Here is a 15,243-nt window from a genome sequence, read left to right on the forward strand (position 1 = left end):
CCGCTCCGGCGCGAGCTCGCCATTCCGCCAACGGCGTTGCGCCCCCGGGCGGTCCTGCGACGGCACCGTCCGCCACTCGGCGGCCGTGCCTTCCGGGGTGCGGCGCGCGGGGTGCGCAGCCACGCCGGACACCCTCGCCAACGGCTCGGGGACATTCCCCCGCGGGTGCCGCCCGGGCCTGCGGACGACCCCGCCCGGCGGCAAGTCCGACCCCGCGGCACGCCCTTGAGCGTCATCGGCCTGGACGGAGAGCGGATCGCGCCGCTTCAGAGGCTTCGCCGTGCGACGACCGCGACCCCGGCCGCCGACGGCGTGCCGGACACCGGCCGGGAATCGCGGCCGGGGCCTTCTCGCCGCCCGCCCGGGCCCGCCGTCAGCTCAGGCCTGCCGCGTCGAGCAGGTACGCCACCATCGGGTCGTAGAAGCGCGGGTCGCGGACGTGGTCGTCGAGCGGGACCGCGACCTGGAGGGTGCCTTCGGCCTCGCCGAGGAAGAGGGCCGGGTCGTTGCAGTCGGCGTAGCCCACCGCGTCCAGGCCGCGCTGGGCCGCGCAGCCCGCCCAGCCGTGGTCGGCGACGACGAGGTCCGGCTGCGGCCGGTTCTGCGCCGTCAGCCCGTCCAGGATGGCGGCCATCGGCTCCGGCGAGTGGGTGTGCCACAGGGTCGCGCCCCGCTCCAGCACGGCGACGTCCGCGAACTGCCACACCGAGCCCTCGTCCGCCATCAGGCCCTGCGGGATCACCACGATCTCGCAGCCCGCGGCCCGCAGGGCCGCCGCCGTCGCCCGGTGGACGTCCAGCAGGCCGCCCGGGTGACCGGTGGCGAGCAGCACGCTCTGCCGGTCGGCCGCCGCCTTGCGCAGCCGGGCCGCCAGCCGGTCCAGGCCGGCCACCGTCAGCTCGGGGTCGATGGTGTCCTGGCCGAAGCGGAACGCCGGGTCGTCCACGACGCCGCAGCGCTCGGCCATCACGGCGAGGACGTCCTGCTCGTCGGTCCAGCGGTCGCCCAGTTCCAGGCCGAGCCAGTAGTGCCGGTCGCCGTTGGCGAGCTTGCGGTAGTGGGAGAGGTTGTTCTCGCGCGGCGTCGCGACCTGCCCTGCGATCCGCGTGCGGACCAGATGGTCGACGAGTTCGGCGCGGCTCGGCGTTCCCACGGATCGGTCGGGCGTCTCTATCGGCTTCGGCATACGGGCCATTCTGCCGCCGCCGGGCCGGAGGCGGCGCGTCCATTCCGGTCGGCGGACGCCCCGGGTCACGCCGACAGCGCCCCGAACGCCCCGTGCGCGAGCCTGCGCAGCAGCGACTCCGTCGCCTCCCGACCGAGGGCCGCGAGGTGCGGGGTGGAGTTGAGCAGGCCGAAGACCGCGTGCACGGCGACGCGTACCTCGGCCTCGCCCGTCTCGGGGTGCAGTTCCCGTACGACCTCCACCCACAGCTCCACGTACTGGCGCTGGAGCTGCCGTACGAGCTTGCGGTCCTCCTCCCGCAGCCGGTCGAGCTCCCGGTCGTGCAGGGTGATCAGCGCCCGGTCGTCGAGGGCGAAGTCGATGTGGCCGTCGATGAGGGAGGACAGGACCCGGGCCGGGTCCCCCGCCGCCTCCGCGACCCGGTGGCGGCCGCCGGTGAGGAGGCGTTCGCTGATGCCGACGAGGAGCTCGGCGAGCATGGCGTCCTTGCCCGCGAAGTGCCGGTACAGGCCGGGGCCGCTGATGCCCACGGCGGCCCCTATCTCGTCCACGCCGACGCCGTGGAACCCGCGCGCGGCGAAGAGGCGGGCGGCCTCGCTGAGGATCTGCTCGCGTCGGGTCGGGGCGGCCGCTCTGGTGCTCATGGGAAACCATTCTAGACAGGGCCGTTAGCGGTCGTTAACCTGAGCTCACGAGCGTTAACGCTCATTAACCGCCTGGAACGAGCAAGGGAGCTCGACCGATGCAGCAGGCACCAGTGCTGACGAGCGCCGCGGACCCGGCGTCCGAGGCCTGGCGGACCAACGAGGCCGCCCACCGCGAGCTGACCGAGGGCCTGCGCGCCCGGCTCGATGCGGCCCGGCTCGGCGGCGGCGAGAAGGCCCGCGCCCGCCACACCGCCCGCGGGAAGCTCCTCCCGCGCGACCGCGTGGACGCCCTCCTCGACCCGGGCTCGCCCTTCCTGGAGCTGGCGCCGCTGGCCGCGGAGGGCATGTACGGGGGCGCCGCCCCCGCCGCCGGGGTCATCGCGGGCATCGGCCGGGTGAGCGGCCGCGAGTGCGTGGTCGTCGCGAACGACGCCACCGTCAAGGGCGGCACGTACTACCCGATGACCGTCAAGAAGCACCTGCGCGCCCAGGAGGTGGCCCTGGAGAATCGTCTCCCCTGCCTCTACCTGGTCGACTCCGGCGGCGCCTTCCTGCCGATGCAGGACGAGGTCTTCCCCGACCGGGAGCACTTCGGTCGCATCTTCTACAACCAGGCGCGCATGTCGGGCGCCGGCATCCCGCAGATCGCCGCCGTCCTCGGCTCCTGCACCGCGGGCGGGGCGTACGTGCCGGCCATGAGCGACGAGGCCGTCATCGTCCGCAACCAGGGCACGATCTTCCTCGGCGGCCCGCCGCTGGTGAAGGCGGCCACCGGTGAGGTGGTCACGGCCGAGGAGCTCGGCGGCGGCGAGGTCCACTCCCGCGTCTCCGGCGTGACCGACCACCTCGCGGAGGACGACGCGCACGCGCTGCGGATCGTCCGCAACATCGTGGCGACCCTGCCCGGGCGCGGGGCCCTGCCCTGGTCGGTCGAGGCCCCCGAGGAGCCGAAGGTGGACCCGGCCGGGCTGTACGGCGCGGTGCCCGTCGACTCGCGCACCCCCTACGACGCCCGCGAGATCATCGCGCGGGTCGTGGACGGTTCCCGCTTCCAGGAGTTCAAGTCCGAGTTCGGCCAGACGCTGGTCACCGGCTTCGCCCGGATCCACGGGCACCCGGTCGGGATCATCGCCAACAACGGCATCCTGTTCGCCGAGTCCGCCCAGAAGGGCGCGCACTTCATCGAGCTGTGCGACCAGCGCGGCATCCCGCTGCTCTTCCTCCAGAACATCTCCGGCTTCATGGTCGGCCGCGACTACGAGGCGGGCGGCATCGCCAAGCACGGCGCCAAGATGGTGACGGCCGTGGCCTGCGCCCGCGTCCCGAAGCTGACGGTGGTGGTCGGCGGCTCGTACGGCGCCGGCAACTACTCGATGTGCGGCCGGGCCTACTCGCCCCGCTTCCTGTGGATGTGGCCCAACGCCAAGATCTCCGTCATGGGGGGCGAGCAGGCCGCGTCCGTCCTGGCCACGGTCAAGCGCGACCAGATCGAGGGCGCCGGCCAGGAGTGGCCGACCGAGGACGAGGAGGCCTTCAAGGCCCCGGTCCGCGCCCAGTACGAGGAGCAGGGCAACGCCTACTACGCCACGGCGCGGCTGTGGGACGACGGGGTCATCGACCCCCTGGAGACCCGGCAGGTGCTGGGACTGGCCCTGACCGCGTGCGCGAACGCCCCGTTGGGTGATCGCGGCTTCGGCATCTTCCGTATGTGACGTGATGTGACGTGAGGACCTCACTGATGTTCAGCACTGTTCTGGTCGCGAACCGCGGCGAGATCGCGGTCCGGGTCATCCGCACCCTGCGGGAGCTCGGCATCCGCTCCGTGGCCGTCTTCAGCGACGCGGACGCCGACGCCCGCCACGTACGGGAGGCCGACACGGCCGTCCGGATCGGCCCGGCGGCGGCCGCGGAAAGCTATCTGTCGGTGGAGCGGCTGTTGGATGCCGCGCGGCGGACGGGCGCCGAGGCTGTCCACCCCGGCTACGGCTTCCTCGCCGAGAACGCCGCCTTCGCGCAGGCCTGCACGGACGCCGGGCTGGCCTTCATCGGCCCGCCCGCCTCCGCCATCTCCCTCATGGGCGACAAGATCCGCGCGAAGGAGACCGTGAAGGCGGCGGGCGTGCCCGTGGTGCCCGGCTCCTCGGGCAGCGGACTGACCGACGCCGAACTGGTCGCGGCCGCCTCGGAGATCGGCATGCCGGTCCTGCTGAAGCCCTCGGCGGGCGGCGGTGGCAAGGGCATGCGGCTCGTACGCGACGAGGCGGTGCTGGCCGAGGAGATCGCGGCGGCCCGCCGCGAGGCGCGTTCGTCCTTCGGCGACGACACGCTGCTGGTCGAGCGGTGGGTGGACCGGCCCCGGCACATCGAGATCCAGGTCCTGGCGGACGCCCACGGCAATGTGGTCCACCTGGGCGAGCGCGAGTGCTCGCTCCAGCGCCGGCACCAGAAGGTCATCGAGGAGGCCCCCTCGGTCCTGCTCGACGAGAAGACCCGCGCGGCCATGGGCGCGGCGGCGGTCGACGCGGCCCGCTCCTGCGGCTACGTCGGCGCGGGCACGGTGGAGTTCATCGTCCCGGGCGGCGACCCGTCCTCCTACTACTTCATGGAGATGAACACCCGCCTCCAGGTCGAGCACCCGGTAACGGAGCTGATCACCGGCCTGGACCTGGTGGAGCAGCAGCTGCGCGTCGCCGCGGGCGCGCCCCTCGACCTCACCCAGTCCGAGGTGACGCTGACCGGGCACGCCATCGAGGCCCGGGTCTGCGCCGAGGACCCGGCGCGCGGCTTCCTGCCGTCCGGCGGCACGGTCCTGGCACTGTCGGAGCCGTCGGGCGGTGCGGTCCGCACCGACTCCGGGCTGACCGCGGGCGTGCCGGTGGGCTCGACGTACGACCCGATGCTGTCCAAGGTCATCGTCCACGGGCCGGACCGGGCCACCGCGCTGCGCATGCTGCGGGGGGCCCTGGCCGACACGGTGATCCTGGGCGTCCAGACGAACGCCGGCTTCCTGCGGCGGCTGCTGGCCCACCCCGATGTGGTGTCCGGGGAGCTGGACACGGGTCTGGTCGAACGGGACCTGCCGGCCCTGCTCCCGGAGGGGGTGCCGGACGAGGTGTACGCGGCGGCCGCGCTGCTGGCGGGCACCGCGCCGGAGCCGCCGGCGGCGGGATGGGTCGACCCCTTCGACGCCGCGAGCGGCTGGCGCCTGGGCGGCACCCCCGCCTGGACGGCCCACCACTTCCGCCTCCCCGGCCAGGACCCGGTGGAGGTCCGTACCCGGCAACTGGGCGCCGAGCAGGAGATCCTGCTGGACGCGGTCGGTGGCGGCGCACCGGCCCGCGGCCGGATCGTCGCCCTCACCCGTGACGCCGTCACCGTCGAACTCGACGGCGTCACCCACCGCTTCAGCCACGCCGCCTCCCCGGAGGGGACCTGGCTCGGCCGCGACGGCGACTCCTGGCACGTCCAGCGCCACGACCCGGTGTCCGCCCACGGCGCGGCCGGTGCCGGGGCGGACACCCTCGCGGCCCCCATGCCCGGCACCGTCACCGTCGTCAAGGTGGCCGTCGGCGACCGGGTGACGGCAGGTCAGAGCCTGCTGGTGGTCGAGGCGATGAAGATGGAGCACGTCATGTCCGCACCGCACGCCGGCACGGTCACCGAGCTGGACGTCTCGCCCGGCACCACCGTCGCCATGGACCAGGTCCTGGCCGTCGTCACGCCGGACGAGGAGGAGGGCGCATGATCGGGCTGCCCATGACCGTCCCGGCCACCGGTCTGCCGGCCCGGGTCCGCATCCACGAGGTCGGCGCCCGCGACGGCCTGCAGAACGAGCAGACGACCGTCCCCACCGAGGTCAAGGCGGAGTTCGTGCGCCGCCTCGCCGCCGCCGGCCTGACCACGATCGAGGCGACCAGCTTCGTGCACCCCAAGTGGGTGCCCCAGCTGGCGGACGCCGAGCAGCTCTTCCCGCTGCTCGCCGACGTGGACGCCGCGCTGCCCGTCCTGGTGCCGAACGAGCGCGGCCTGGACCGCGCGCTCGCGCTCGGGGCCACCCGTATCGCGGTGTTCGGATCGGCCACGGAGACCTTCGCCTCCCGCAACCTCAACCGGACCGTCGCCGAGTCCCTCGCGATGTTCGAGCCCGTCGTGGCCCGTGCCCGGCAGGGCGGGGCGCACGTGCGCGGCTATCTGTCCATGTGCTTCGGCGACCCCTGGGAGGGTGCCGTCCCGGTCCACCAGGTCGTCTCCGTGGCCAAGGCCCTGCTCGACCTCGGCTGTGACGAGCTGAGCCTCGGCGACACCATCGGGGTCGCCACCCCGGGCCACGTCCAGGCCCTGCTCTCCGCGCTGAACGAGGCCGGTGTCACCACCGACCGGATCGGCGTGCACTTCCACGACACCTACGGCCAGGCCCTGTCCAACACCCTCGCCGCGCTCCAGCACGGGGTGACCACCGTCGACGCCTCCGCGGGCGGCCTCGGCGGCTGCCCGTACGCCAAGAGCGCCACCGGCAACCTCGCGACCGAGGACCTGGTGTGGATGCTCGACGGTCTCGGCATCGAGACCGGGGTCGATCTGGCCGCCCTCACCGCCACGAGCGTGTGGATGGCCGAACGGCTGGGACGCCCCAGCCCCTCCCGTACCGTCCGCGCCCTCTCCCACAAGGAGTAGTCACACCATGTCCCTCGACCACCGGCTCACCCCTGAGCACGAGGAACTCCGCCGCACCGTCGAGGCGTTCGCCCACGACGTCGTCGCCCCGAAGATCGGCGACCTGTACGAGCGGCACGAGTTCCCCTACGAGATCGTCGCCGAGATGGGCCGCATGGGCCTGTTCGGTCTGCCCTTCCCGGAGGAGTACGGCGGCATGGGCGGGGACTACCTCGCCCTCGGCATCGCCCTGGAGGAGCTGGCCCGCGTCGACTCCTCCGTCGCCATCACCCTGGAGGCGGGCGTCTCCCTCGGCGCCATGCCCCTGTACCTCTTCGGCACCGAGGAGCAGAAGCGCCAGTGGCTGCCGAAGCTGTGCTCGGGCGAGGTGCTGGGCGCCTTCGGCCTCACCGAGCCCGGGGCGGGATCGGACGCCGGCGGTACCCGTACGACCGCCGTCAAGGACGGCGGCGAGTGGGTCATCAACGGGTCGAAGTGCTTCATCACCAACTCGGGTACGGACATCACCGGCCTGGTCACCGTCACGGCCGTGACGGGCCGCAAGGCGGACGGCCGTCCGGAGATCTCCTCGATCATCGTCCCGTCCGGCACGCCGGGCTTCACGGTGGCCGCCCCCTACTCCAAGGTGGGCTGGAACTCCTCGGACACCCGTGAGCTGTCCTTCGACGGCGTACGGGTCCCCCTGGCCAATCTGGTGGGCGAGGAGGGCCGCGGCTACGCCCAGTTCCTGCGGATCCTCGACGAGGGGCGGATCGCCATCTCCGCGCTCGCCACGGGCCTCGCGCAGGGTTGTGTGGACGAGTCGGTGAAGTACGCCAGGGAGCGGCACGCCTTCGGCAGGGCGATCGGGGACAACCAGGCCATCCAGTTCAAGCTGGCCGACATGGAGATGCGCGCCCACATGGCCCGCATCGGCTGGCGCGACGCGGCCTCCCGGCTGGTGTCCGGCGAGCCGTTCAAGAAGGAGGCGGCGATCGCGAAGCTGTACTCCTCCACGGTGGCCGTGGACAACGCCCGTGACGCCACGCAGATTCACGGCGGCTACGGCTTCATGAACGAGTACCCGGTGGCCCGCATGTGGCGCGACTCCAAGATCCTGGAGATCGGCGAGGGCACCAGCGAGGTCCAGCGCATGCTGATTGCACGCGAGTTGGGCTTCGCCGGCTAGTTCGACGGCCCGTGCGGGCGCGGGCGGCGCGAGGGGGCCCGAAAAAACTTAGGGCCCCCTTACCGTTTCCGGCCAAGGTTAGGCTAACCTTCCCCACGAACGGCACGCTGGTGGCCGCCCCGGTACGCACGAAAACGGACATCGATTATGCCCAAGTCCCGCAGCAACTCCCTCACCCGTCGCGGCCTCGTCGCCGCGGGCGGCGCCCTCGGGCTGGTCGCCGCGCTCGCCGCGTGCGGCGGCACCGACTCGGCGAAGGGCGACGGCGACAAGGGCAGCACCGCCACCGCGTCCTCCGGCGCCTGGAGCTTCAAGGACGACCTCGGCAAGGACGTCAGCGCCACGTCCACGCCGAAGAACATCGTCGCCTTCACCGGCACCGCCGCCGCGCTGTACGACTACGGCGTCCAGGTCAAGGGCGTCTTCGGCCCGACCAAGACCGCCGACGGCAAGCCCGACGTCCAGGCCGGCTCGATGGACATCTCCAAGGTCGAGATCCTCGGCAACGTCTACGACGAGTTCAACGTCGAGAAGTACGCGGCCCTCAAGCCCGACCTGCTCGTCACCAACACCTGGGACGGCTCGTACTGGTACGTGCCCGAGGCCTCCAAGGACAAGATCCTGAAGCTGGCCCCGCACGCCGCGATCGGCGTCGGCGGCGACGTCTCGATGGACAAGGCCCTGGAGCGCACGGCGGACCTCGCCAAGTCCCTGGGTGCCGACATGAACGCCAAGACCGCCGCCGACGGCAAGGCCCGTTTCGAGGCCGCCGCCGCCAAGGTCCGCGAGGCCACCAAGGCCAACCCGGGCATCAAGGTCCTGGCCGGCTCCGGCTCCGCCGACCTGTTCTACGCCTCCACCCCGGACACCTCGGCCGACCTGAAGTACTTCAAGACCCTGGGCGTGGAGTTCATCACCCCGGACAAGCTGGACGAGGGCGGCTTCTTCGAGAGCCTGAGCTGGGAGAACGCCGGCAAGTACAAGGCCGACCTCATCCTGCTCGACAACCGCACCGGCACCCTGCAGCCGGAGGAGCTGAAGGCCAAGGCCACCTGGGCCGAGCTGCCCTCCGTGAAGGCCGGCCAGGTCGCCCCGCGCACCACCGAGCCGATCTACTCGTACGACAAGTGCGCGCAGATCCTGGAGGACCTCGCCAAGGCCCTCCAGAACGCCAAGAAGGTCGCCTGACCCACGCGCGGCGCCCGGTGACCCCGGGCGCCCGCTCCCAGGGCGGGTCCGCGCGGGCACGCCCTGGACTCGTCTGCAGGCCGTACCGACTTCCAGGGGGACCACCCGCATGACCGCCACCGCGTCCGGCGCCCCGGCTGTGGCGCACTTCCGCTTCTTCACGCTCGAAGTGCTCCGTACGCGCCGCCTGGGCCACTCGTTCCTGCGGGTCACCTTCGGCGGCGAGTCCCTCGCGGACTTCCGCTCCGGCGGCTTCGACCAGAGCCTGTCGCTCTTCCTGCCGCCCTCCGGCGCGGAGCACACCGTGCTCCCGTCCACGGACGAGGACACCTGGTTCACCGCCTGGCGCGGCATGCCGGACGAGGAGCGGCCGGTGATGCGCTCCTACACCGTGCGCGAGCAACGCCGCGACGGGACGGGTGCGGTCGAGGTCGACATCGACTTCGTGCTGCACGGGGACTCCTCCCCCGCCTCCCGCTGGGCCGGGCGGGCGAGCGCCGGCCGCCGGATCCTGGCGATCGGCCCGGCCGTCGCCGAGAACAAGTCCGTGCGCTTCCAGGCCCCGGCCGACGCCGGCGCCGTCTGGATGTACGCCGACGAGACCGCTCTGCCGGCCGCGGCCGGGATCCTGGAACGGCTGCCGGCCGATACCCGGGTCCGGGCCTGGTTCGAGGTTCCGCACGAGGACGACCGGCTCGCACTCGCCGCGCCCGCCGACGCGGACATCACGTGGATCGTGCGCGGGGGCGACGACCGGGAGCGGACCGGGCGGGTGCTGGACGCGCTCCGCTCCGCGCAGGCACAGGCGCAGGAACAGGCACAGGCACAGGCGCAGACGCAGGGTGTGGAAGCCCCGTACGTGTGGCTGGCCGGCGAGGCGGGCACCGTTCGCGCGGTGCGCCGCCACTTCGTGCAGGAACGATTCGTCGACCGTCGCTCGGTGCGCTTCACCGGCTACTGGCGGCTCGGCGCGAGCGAGGAGCAGCTCCTCGCGGAGGCGTACGCGGGCAAGGCTCCCAGCGAGGACCCCGGTTCTGAGTTGTAGTCAGCTCCCGGGATTTTCACGGCAGTTCGCGATGGGCTCCGGCTTCGGCCGGGGCCCATCCTCATTTGGTCATTCTACTTAGGTTAGGCTAACCTAAACATTACCCGCCCCACCCTCCCCCTCTCCCCCCTGTCCGGAGGAAAGTTGATGCGCCGGCATCTGCTGAACGAGACGACCGCGGACATCTACCGCCGTTCCGTCACCGAGGGCGTCGACCGTGTCGCCGCCAAACTCGCCACCACCGAACGGCCGCACACCGGTATATCCGTCGACGAGCTCGCCCCGGTCATCGACGGGATCGACCTCGACACCCCGCTCGGGGACTCCTCCGCCGCGCTCGCCGAGCTGGAGGACGTCTACCTGCGCGACGCCGTCTACTTCCACCACCCGCGCTACCTGGGACACCTCAACTGCCCGGTCGTCATCCCCGCGGTGGTCGCGGAGGCCGTGATGGCCGCCGTCAACTCCTCCCTCGACACCTGGGACCAGTCCATCGGCGGCACGCTCATCGAGCGCCGCCTCATCGACTGGACCACCGGCCGCATCGGCCTCGGGGAGAAGGCGGACGGCATCTTCACCTCCGGCGGCAGCCAGTCCAACTTCCACGCCCTGCTGCTGGCCCGCGATGAGGCCTGCCGCACCGTCATGAAGCGCGCCAAGGAAGCCGGTATCGGCCTGACCAAGGCCGAACTGCTCCCGAAGCTTCGCATCTTCACCTCCGAAGCCAGCCACTTCAGCGTGCAGAAGTCGGCCGCCATGCTCGGCCTGGGCTACGAGGCCGTCATCTCCGTGCCCGTCGACCGCAACCGTCGCATGGACACCTCCGTCCTCGCGCTGGAGCTGGAGGAGTGTGCCGCCGAAGGCCTCTTCCCCATGGCCGTCGTCGCCACCGCCGGCACCACCGACTTCGGGTCCATCGACCCGCTCCCCGAGATCGCCCGCCTGACCGCCGAGCACTCCGCGTGGATGCACGTGGACGCCGCCTACGGCTGCGGACTGCTGGTCTCGCCCACCCGCCGGCACCTCCTCGACGGCATCGAGCACGCCGACTCGGTCACGGTCGACTACCACAAGTCGTTCTTCCAGCCCGTCAGCTCCAGCGCGATGCTGGTCCGCGACCGCGACACCCTCAAGCACGCCACGTACCACGCCGACTACCTCAACCCGCGGCGCATGGCCGAGGAGCGGATCCCGAACCAGGTCGACAAGTCCATCCAGACCACGCGCCGGTTCGACGCCCTCAAGCTCTGGATGACGCTGCGCATCATGGGCGCCGACGGCGTCGGCTCGCTCTTCGACGAAGTCATCGACCTCGCCGCCGCCGGCTACGACGTCATCGCGGCCGACCCGCGCTTCGAGGTCGTCGTCGAGCCGCAGATCTCCACCCTCGTCTTCCGCTTCCTGCCCGGCGACGGCGTTCCCGCGGAACTCCTCGACGAGGCCCAGCTCCACGCCCGCAAGGCGCTCTTCGCCTCCGGCGAGGCCGTCGTCGCCGGCACCAAGGTGGACGGGAGGCAGTACCTGAAGTTCACCCTCCTCAACCCGCAGACCACGACGGCCGACATCGCAGCCGTTCTCGACCTCCTCGCCGCACACGCCGAGCAGTTCCTGGGAGAATCCCTTGCCGTCCACCACTGAGCCGTACGACTTCATCGGCATCGGCCTCGGTCCCTTCAACCTGGGACTGGCCTGCCTGACCGCGCCGATCGACGAGCTGAGCGGCCTGTTCATCGAGTCGAAGCCGCACTTCGAGTGGCATGCGGGGATGTTCCTGGACGGCGCGCACCTGCAGACGCCCTTCATGTCGGACCTGGTCACCCTCGCCGACCCGACGTCGCCGTTCTCCTTCCTGAACTACCTCAAGGACCAGGACCGGCTGTACTCCTTCTACATCCGGGAGAACTTCTACCCGCTGCGCACCGAGTACAACGACTACTGCCGCTGGGCCGCCGACCGCCTCGACAACGTCCGGTACTCGACCTCCGTCACCGAGGTCACCCACGACGAGCGCACCGGCCTCTACGAGGTCCACACCGACCGGGGCGAGACCCACCGCGCCCGCCGCCTGGTCCTCGGCACCGGCACCTCGCCGCACGTCCCGCAGGCCTGCGCCGGCCTCGGCGGCGACTTCCTGCACAACGCCGCCTACATGCCGAACAAGGCGGAGCTGCAGAAGAAGAAGTCCATCACCCTGATCGGCTCCGGCCAGAGCGCCGCGGAGATCTACTACGACCTCCTCACCGAGATCGACGTGTACGGCTACCAGCTGAACTGGGTCACGCGATCACCGCGCTTCTTCCCGCTGGAGTACACCAAACTGACCCTGGAGATGACCTCCCCCGAGTACGTGGACTATTTCCACGCCCTCCCGGAGGACACCCGCTACCGGCTGGAGACCCAGCAGAAGAACCTCTTCAAGGGCATCGACGGCGACCTGGTCAACGCCATCTTCGACCTGCTCTACCAGAAGAAGGTCACCATGCCGGGGGCGGTGCCGACGACCCTGCTGACGAACACCTCGCTGAACAGCACCGCGTACGACACCACCACGGGCGCCTACACGCTGGGGCTGCGCCAGGAGGAGCAGGAGCGGGACTTCTCCCTCGCCACCGAGGGCCTGGTCCTGGCCACCGGCTACACCTACCGCACCCCCGACTTCCTGAACCCGGTTCGAGGCCGCCTCAACTTCGACGGCCGCGGCCGCCTCGACGCCGCCCGCAACTACAGCGTCGACACCACCGGCCACGAGGTGTACCTCCAGAACGGCACCACCCACAACCACTCCTTGACCTCCCCCGACCTGGGCATGGCCGCGTACCGCAACGCGTACATCGTCGGTGAGCTGCTCGGCCGCGCGTACTACAAGGTCGAGAAGTCCATCGCGTTCCAGCAGTTCGCCGCCCCGGAAGGCACCCACGCATGAGCACCACCGACACTCTCTACTCCCGGACCGACCCGGTCCTCGGGGACTTCGCGATCCGCCCGCTGGACCCCTTCGCCGACGCGGAGCTGCTGCACGGCTGGGTCACCCACCCCAAGGCCTCGTTCTGGATGATGCAGGACGCCTCGCTGCCGGACGTGGAGCGCGAGTACGTGCGCATCACTGCGCACGAGCACCACCAGGCCTTCATAGGCCTGCACGAGGGCCGCCCGGCCTTCCTGATGGAGACCTACGACCCGAGCCGGTTGGAGCTGGTCGGCCTGTACGAGGCACGGCCCGGCGACGTCGGCATGCACTTCCTGGTCGCACCCGCGGACCGGCCGCTGCACGGGTTCACCCGCGCGGTGATCACCACCGTCATGGCCGCGCTCTTCGCCGACCCGGCCACCCGCCGCGTCGTCGTCGAGCCGGACGTCGCCAACACCGCCGTGCACGCCCTGAACGAGGCCGTCGGCTTCGTGCCGGAGCGCCGGGTCACCAAGCCGGAGAAGGAGGCGCTGCTGAGCTTCTGCACCCGCGAGCAGTTCGAGGCCGCCACCGGCATCACCCGGGAGGTGTCCGCATGAGCCTCTCCGACGCCGTCTCCCACCTCTCCCCCGAGCTGTGGGACCGCGCCAACCGCGCCCTGGTCCGCAAGGCCCTCGCCGAGTTCGCGCACGAGCGCCTGCTGACCCCGGTGTCCCTCGGCGGCGACCGCTACGCGGTCGTCTCCGACGACGGCGCCGTGGAGTACCGCTTCGACGCCGCCCGGCAGGTCCTGGACCACTGGGCCGTCGACGAGGCCACCATCACCCGGCTGCGGGACGGGCTGCCGCAGCCGCTGGACGCCCTCGACTTCCACATCGAGTTCCGGCAGACCCTGGGGTTGAGCGCGGACGTCCTACCGGTCTACTTGGAGGAGATCTCCTCAACCCTGGCGGGCGCGGCGTTCAAATACACGAAGCCGCAGATCGCCGCGGCCGTGCTGGCCAAGTCCTCCTTCCAGGACATCGAGACCGGCATGACCGAGGGCCACCCCTGCTTCGTCGCCAACAACGGCCGGCTCGGCTTCGGCGTGCACGAGTACCACGCGTACGCCCCGGAGGCCGCGAGCCCCGTCCACCTGATCTGGGCGGCCGCGCACAAGGACGTCGCCACCTTCACCGCGGGCGCCGGCCTGGAGCACGACAGCTTCCTGCGCGCCGAGCTGGGCGACGCGGCGGTCGAGCTGTTCGCCGCGAAACTGCGCTCCCTGGACCTGGACCCGGCGCACTACCTGCTCTTCCCGGTCCACCCCTGGCAGTGGTGGAACAAGACCACGGTCACCTTCGCCGCGGAGATCGCCAGCAGGCGGCTGGTGCTGCTGGGCGAGGGCGAGGACGCCTACCTCCCGCAGCAGTCGATCCGCACCTTCTTCAACACCACCACCCCGACCAAGCACTACGTCAAGACGGCCATCTCCGTCCTGAACATGGGCTTCATGCGGGGCCTGTCGGCCGCCTACATGGAGGCCACCCCCGCCATCAACGACTGGCTGCACCAGCTGATCGAGTCCGACGAGGTCCTGCGCTCCGTCGGCTTCTCGATCATCCGTGAGCGGGCGGCCATCGGCTACCGGCACCTGCAGTACGAGCGCGCCACCGACCGCTACTCGCCGTACCGCAAGATGCTGGCGGCCCTGTGGCGCGAGTCCCCGGTGAACTCCCTCGGGGACGGCGAGCGGCTGGCCACCATGGCCTCGCTCCTCCACGTGGACGCCGAGGGCGCCTCGTTCGTCGGCGCCCTGATCGAGGAGTCCGGCCTCACCCCGGCCGAGTGGCTGAAGCCCTACCTGCGCGCCTACCTGCTGCCGCTGGTGCACTGCTTCTACCGGTACGACCTCGCGTACATGCCGCACGGCGAGAACACCATCCTGGTCATCAAGGACGGCGTCGTGCAGCGTGCGATCTTCAAGGACATCGCCGAGGAGATCGTCATCATGGACGCGGACGCGGTGCTGCCGCCCGCCGTCGAGCGGATCCGGGCGGACGTCCCGGAGGACATGAAGCTGCTGTCGATCTTCACGGACGTCTTCGACTGCTTCTTCCGCTTCCTGTCCTCGATCCTCGTCACGGAGGGCATCTGCACCGAGGACACGTTCTGGAAGGCCGTTGCCGACTGCGCCCACGACTACCAGGACTCCATGCCGGGTCTGGCGGAGAAGTTCCGGCGCTACGACTTCTTCGCGGAGGAGTTCCAGCTGTCCTGCCTCAACCGCCTCCAGCTGCGCAACAACGCGCAGATGGTCGACCTCTCCGACCCGTCCGCCGCGCTCCAGCTGGTCGGCAACCTCAAGAACCCCGTCGCGGCCTTCGCCCGGCGGTGACACACGGGGCGGGGGAGGTGCCGATACGGTCCCTCGACACCTCCCCCGCG

The 15,243-nt window shown here is 71.2% G+C and carries 12 protein-coding genes; 10 read left to right on the forward strand and 2 right to left on the reverse strand.

The genetic code is table 11. The annotated features are described in order from the left end of the window. Positions 1-373: 373 nt before the first annotated feature. Positions 374-1,195: a phosphatase gene (locus R4Z63_RS11145; RefSeq protein ID WP_384445955.1), complete on the reverse strand. Its 822-nt coding sequence runs from the start codon at positions 1,193-1,195 to the stop codon at positions 374-376. Between the two features lie 56 nt (positions 1,196-1,251). Next, positions 1,252-1,830, reverse strand: a complete 579-nt coding sequence (locus R4Z63_RS11150; RefSeq protein WP_384445956.1) for an SACE_7040 family transcriptional regulator — start codon at positions 1,828-1,830, stop codon at positions 1,252-1,254. Between the two features lie 98 nt (positions 1,831-1,928). Between R4Z63_RS11150 and R4Z63_RS11155 the strand changes: the two genes are divergently transcribed. The 10 genes from R4Z63_RS11155 to R4Z63_RS11200 all read left to right on the forward strand — a co-directional run bounded on the left by R4Z63_RS11155 (position 1,929) and on the right by R4Z63_RS11200 (position 15,193). Next, complete coding sequence (locus tag R4Z63_RS11155; RefSeq protein ID WP_384445957.1) at positions 1,929-3,545, forward strand: carboxyl transferase domain-containing protein; 1,617 nt, start codon at positions 1,929-1,931, stop codon at positions 3,543-3,545. Positions 3,546-3,571: 26 nt separating this feature from the next. Next, positions 3,572-5,578: an acetyl/propionyl/methylcrotonyl-CoA carboxylase subunit alpha gene (locus R4Z63_RS11160; protein WP_384445958.1), complete on the forward strand. Its 2,007-nt coding sequence runs from the start codon at positions 3,572-3,574 to the stop codon at positions 5,576-5,578. Next, on the forward strand, positions 5,575-6,507 hold the full coding sequence (locus R4Z63_RS11165; protein ID WP_384445959.1) for a hydroxymethylglutaryl-CoA lyase: 933 nt from the start codon (positions 5,575-5,577) through the stop codon (positions 6,505-6,507). The genes R4Z63_RS11160 and R4Z63_RS11165 overlap by 4 nt, the downstream gene beginning before the upstream one ends. A 7-nt stretch (positions 6,508-6,514) precedes the next feature. Next, the gene (locus R4Z63_RS11170; RefSeq protein WP_037923521.1) at positions 6,515-7,675 is read left to right on the forward strand and encodes an acyl-CoA dehydrogenase family protein; all 1,161 of its coding nucleotides are present in this window, start codon (positions 6,515-6,517) and stop codon (positions 7,673-7,675) included. 147 nt (positions 7,676-7,822) lie between these two features. After that, positions 7,823-8,863 carry an ABC transporter substrate-binding protein gene (locus R4Z63_RS11175; RefSeq protein ID WP_384445960.1) on the forward strand — a complete coding sequence of 347 codons (1,041 nt, stop codon included), beginning with the start codon at positions 7,823-7,825 and terminating at the stop codon, positions 8,861-8,863. 109 nt (positions 8,864-8,972) lie between these two features. Beyond that, the gene (locus R4Z63_RS11180; protein ID WP_384445961.1) at positions 8,973-9,908 is read left to right on the forward strand and encodes a siderophore-interacting protein; all 936 of its coding nucleotides are present in this window, start codon (positions 8,973-8,975) and stop codon (positions 9,906-9,908) included. A gap of 147 nt (positions 9,909-10,055) precedes the next feature. Continuing rightward, positions 10,056-11,546 (forward strand): pyridoxal phosphate-dependent decarboxylase family protein, encoded by a 1,491-nt coding sequence (locus tag R4Z63_RS11185; RefSeq protein ID WP_037923514.1) that lies wholly within the window; start codon positions 10,056-10,058, stop codon positions 11,544-11,546. Beyond that, positions 11,530-12,831 (forward strand): lysine N(6)-hydroxylase/L-ornithine N(5)-oxygenase family protein, encoded by a 1,302-nt coding sequence (locus tag R4Z63_RS11190; RefSeq protein WP_384445962.1) that lies wholly within the window; start codon positions 11,530-11,532, stop codon positions 12,829-12,831. The genes R4Z63_RS11185 and R4Z63_RS11190 overlap by 17 nt, the downstream gene beginning before the upstream one ends. Next, positions 12,828-13,415 carry a GNAT family N-acetyltransferase gene (locus R4Z63_RS11195; protein WP_384445963.1) on the forward strand — a complete coding sequence of 196 codons (588 nt, stop codon included), beginning with the start codon at positions 12,828-12,830 and terminating at the stop codon, positions 13,413-13,415. Before R4Z63_RS11190 ends, R4Z63_RS11195 begins: the two co-directional genes overlap by 4 nt. Continuing rightward, a complete protein-coding gene (locus R4Z63_RS11200; RefSeq protein ID WP_384445964.1) occupies positions 13,412-15,193 on the forward strand; it encodes an IucA/IucC family protein in 1,782 nt (593 codons plus the stop codon). Before R4Z63_RS11195 ends, R4Z63_RS11200 begins: the two co-directional genes overlap by 4 nt. Positions 15,194-15,243 lie beyond the last annotated feature (50 nt).

It is taken from the genome of Streptomyces sp. PL-29 (genome assembly GCF_058344425.1).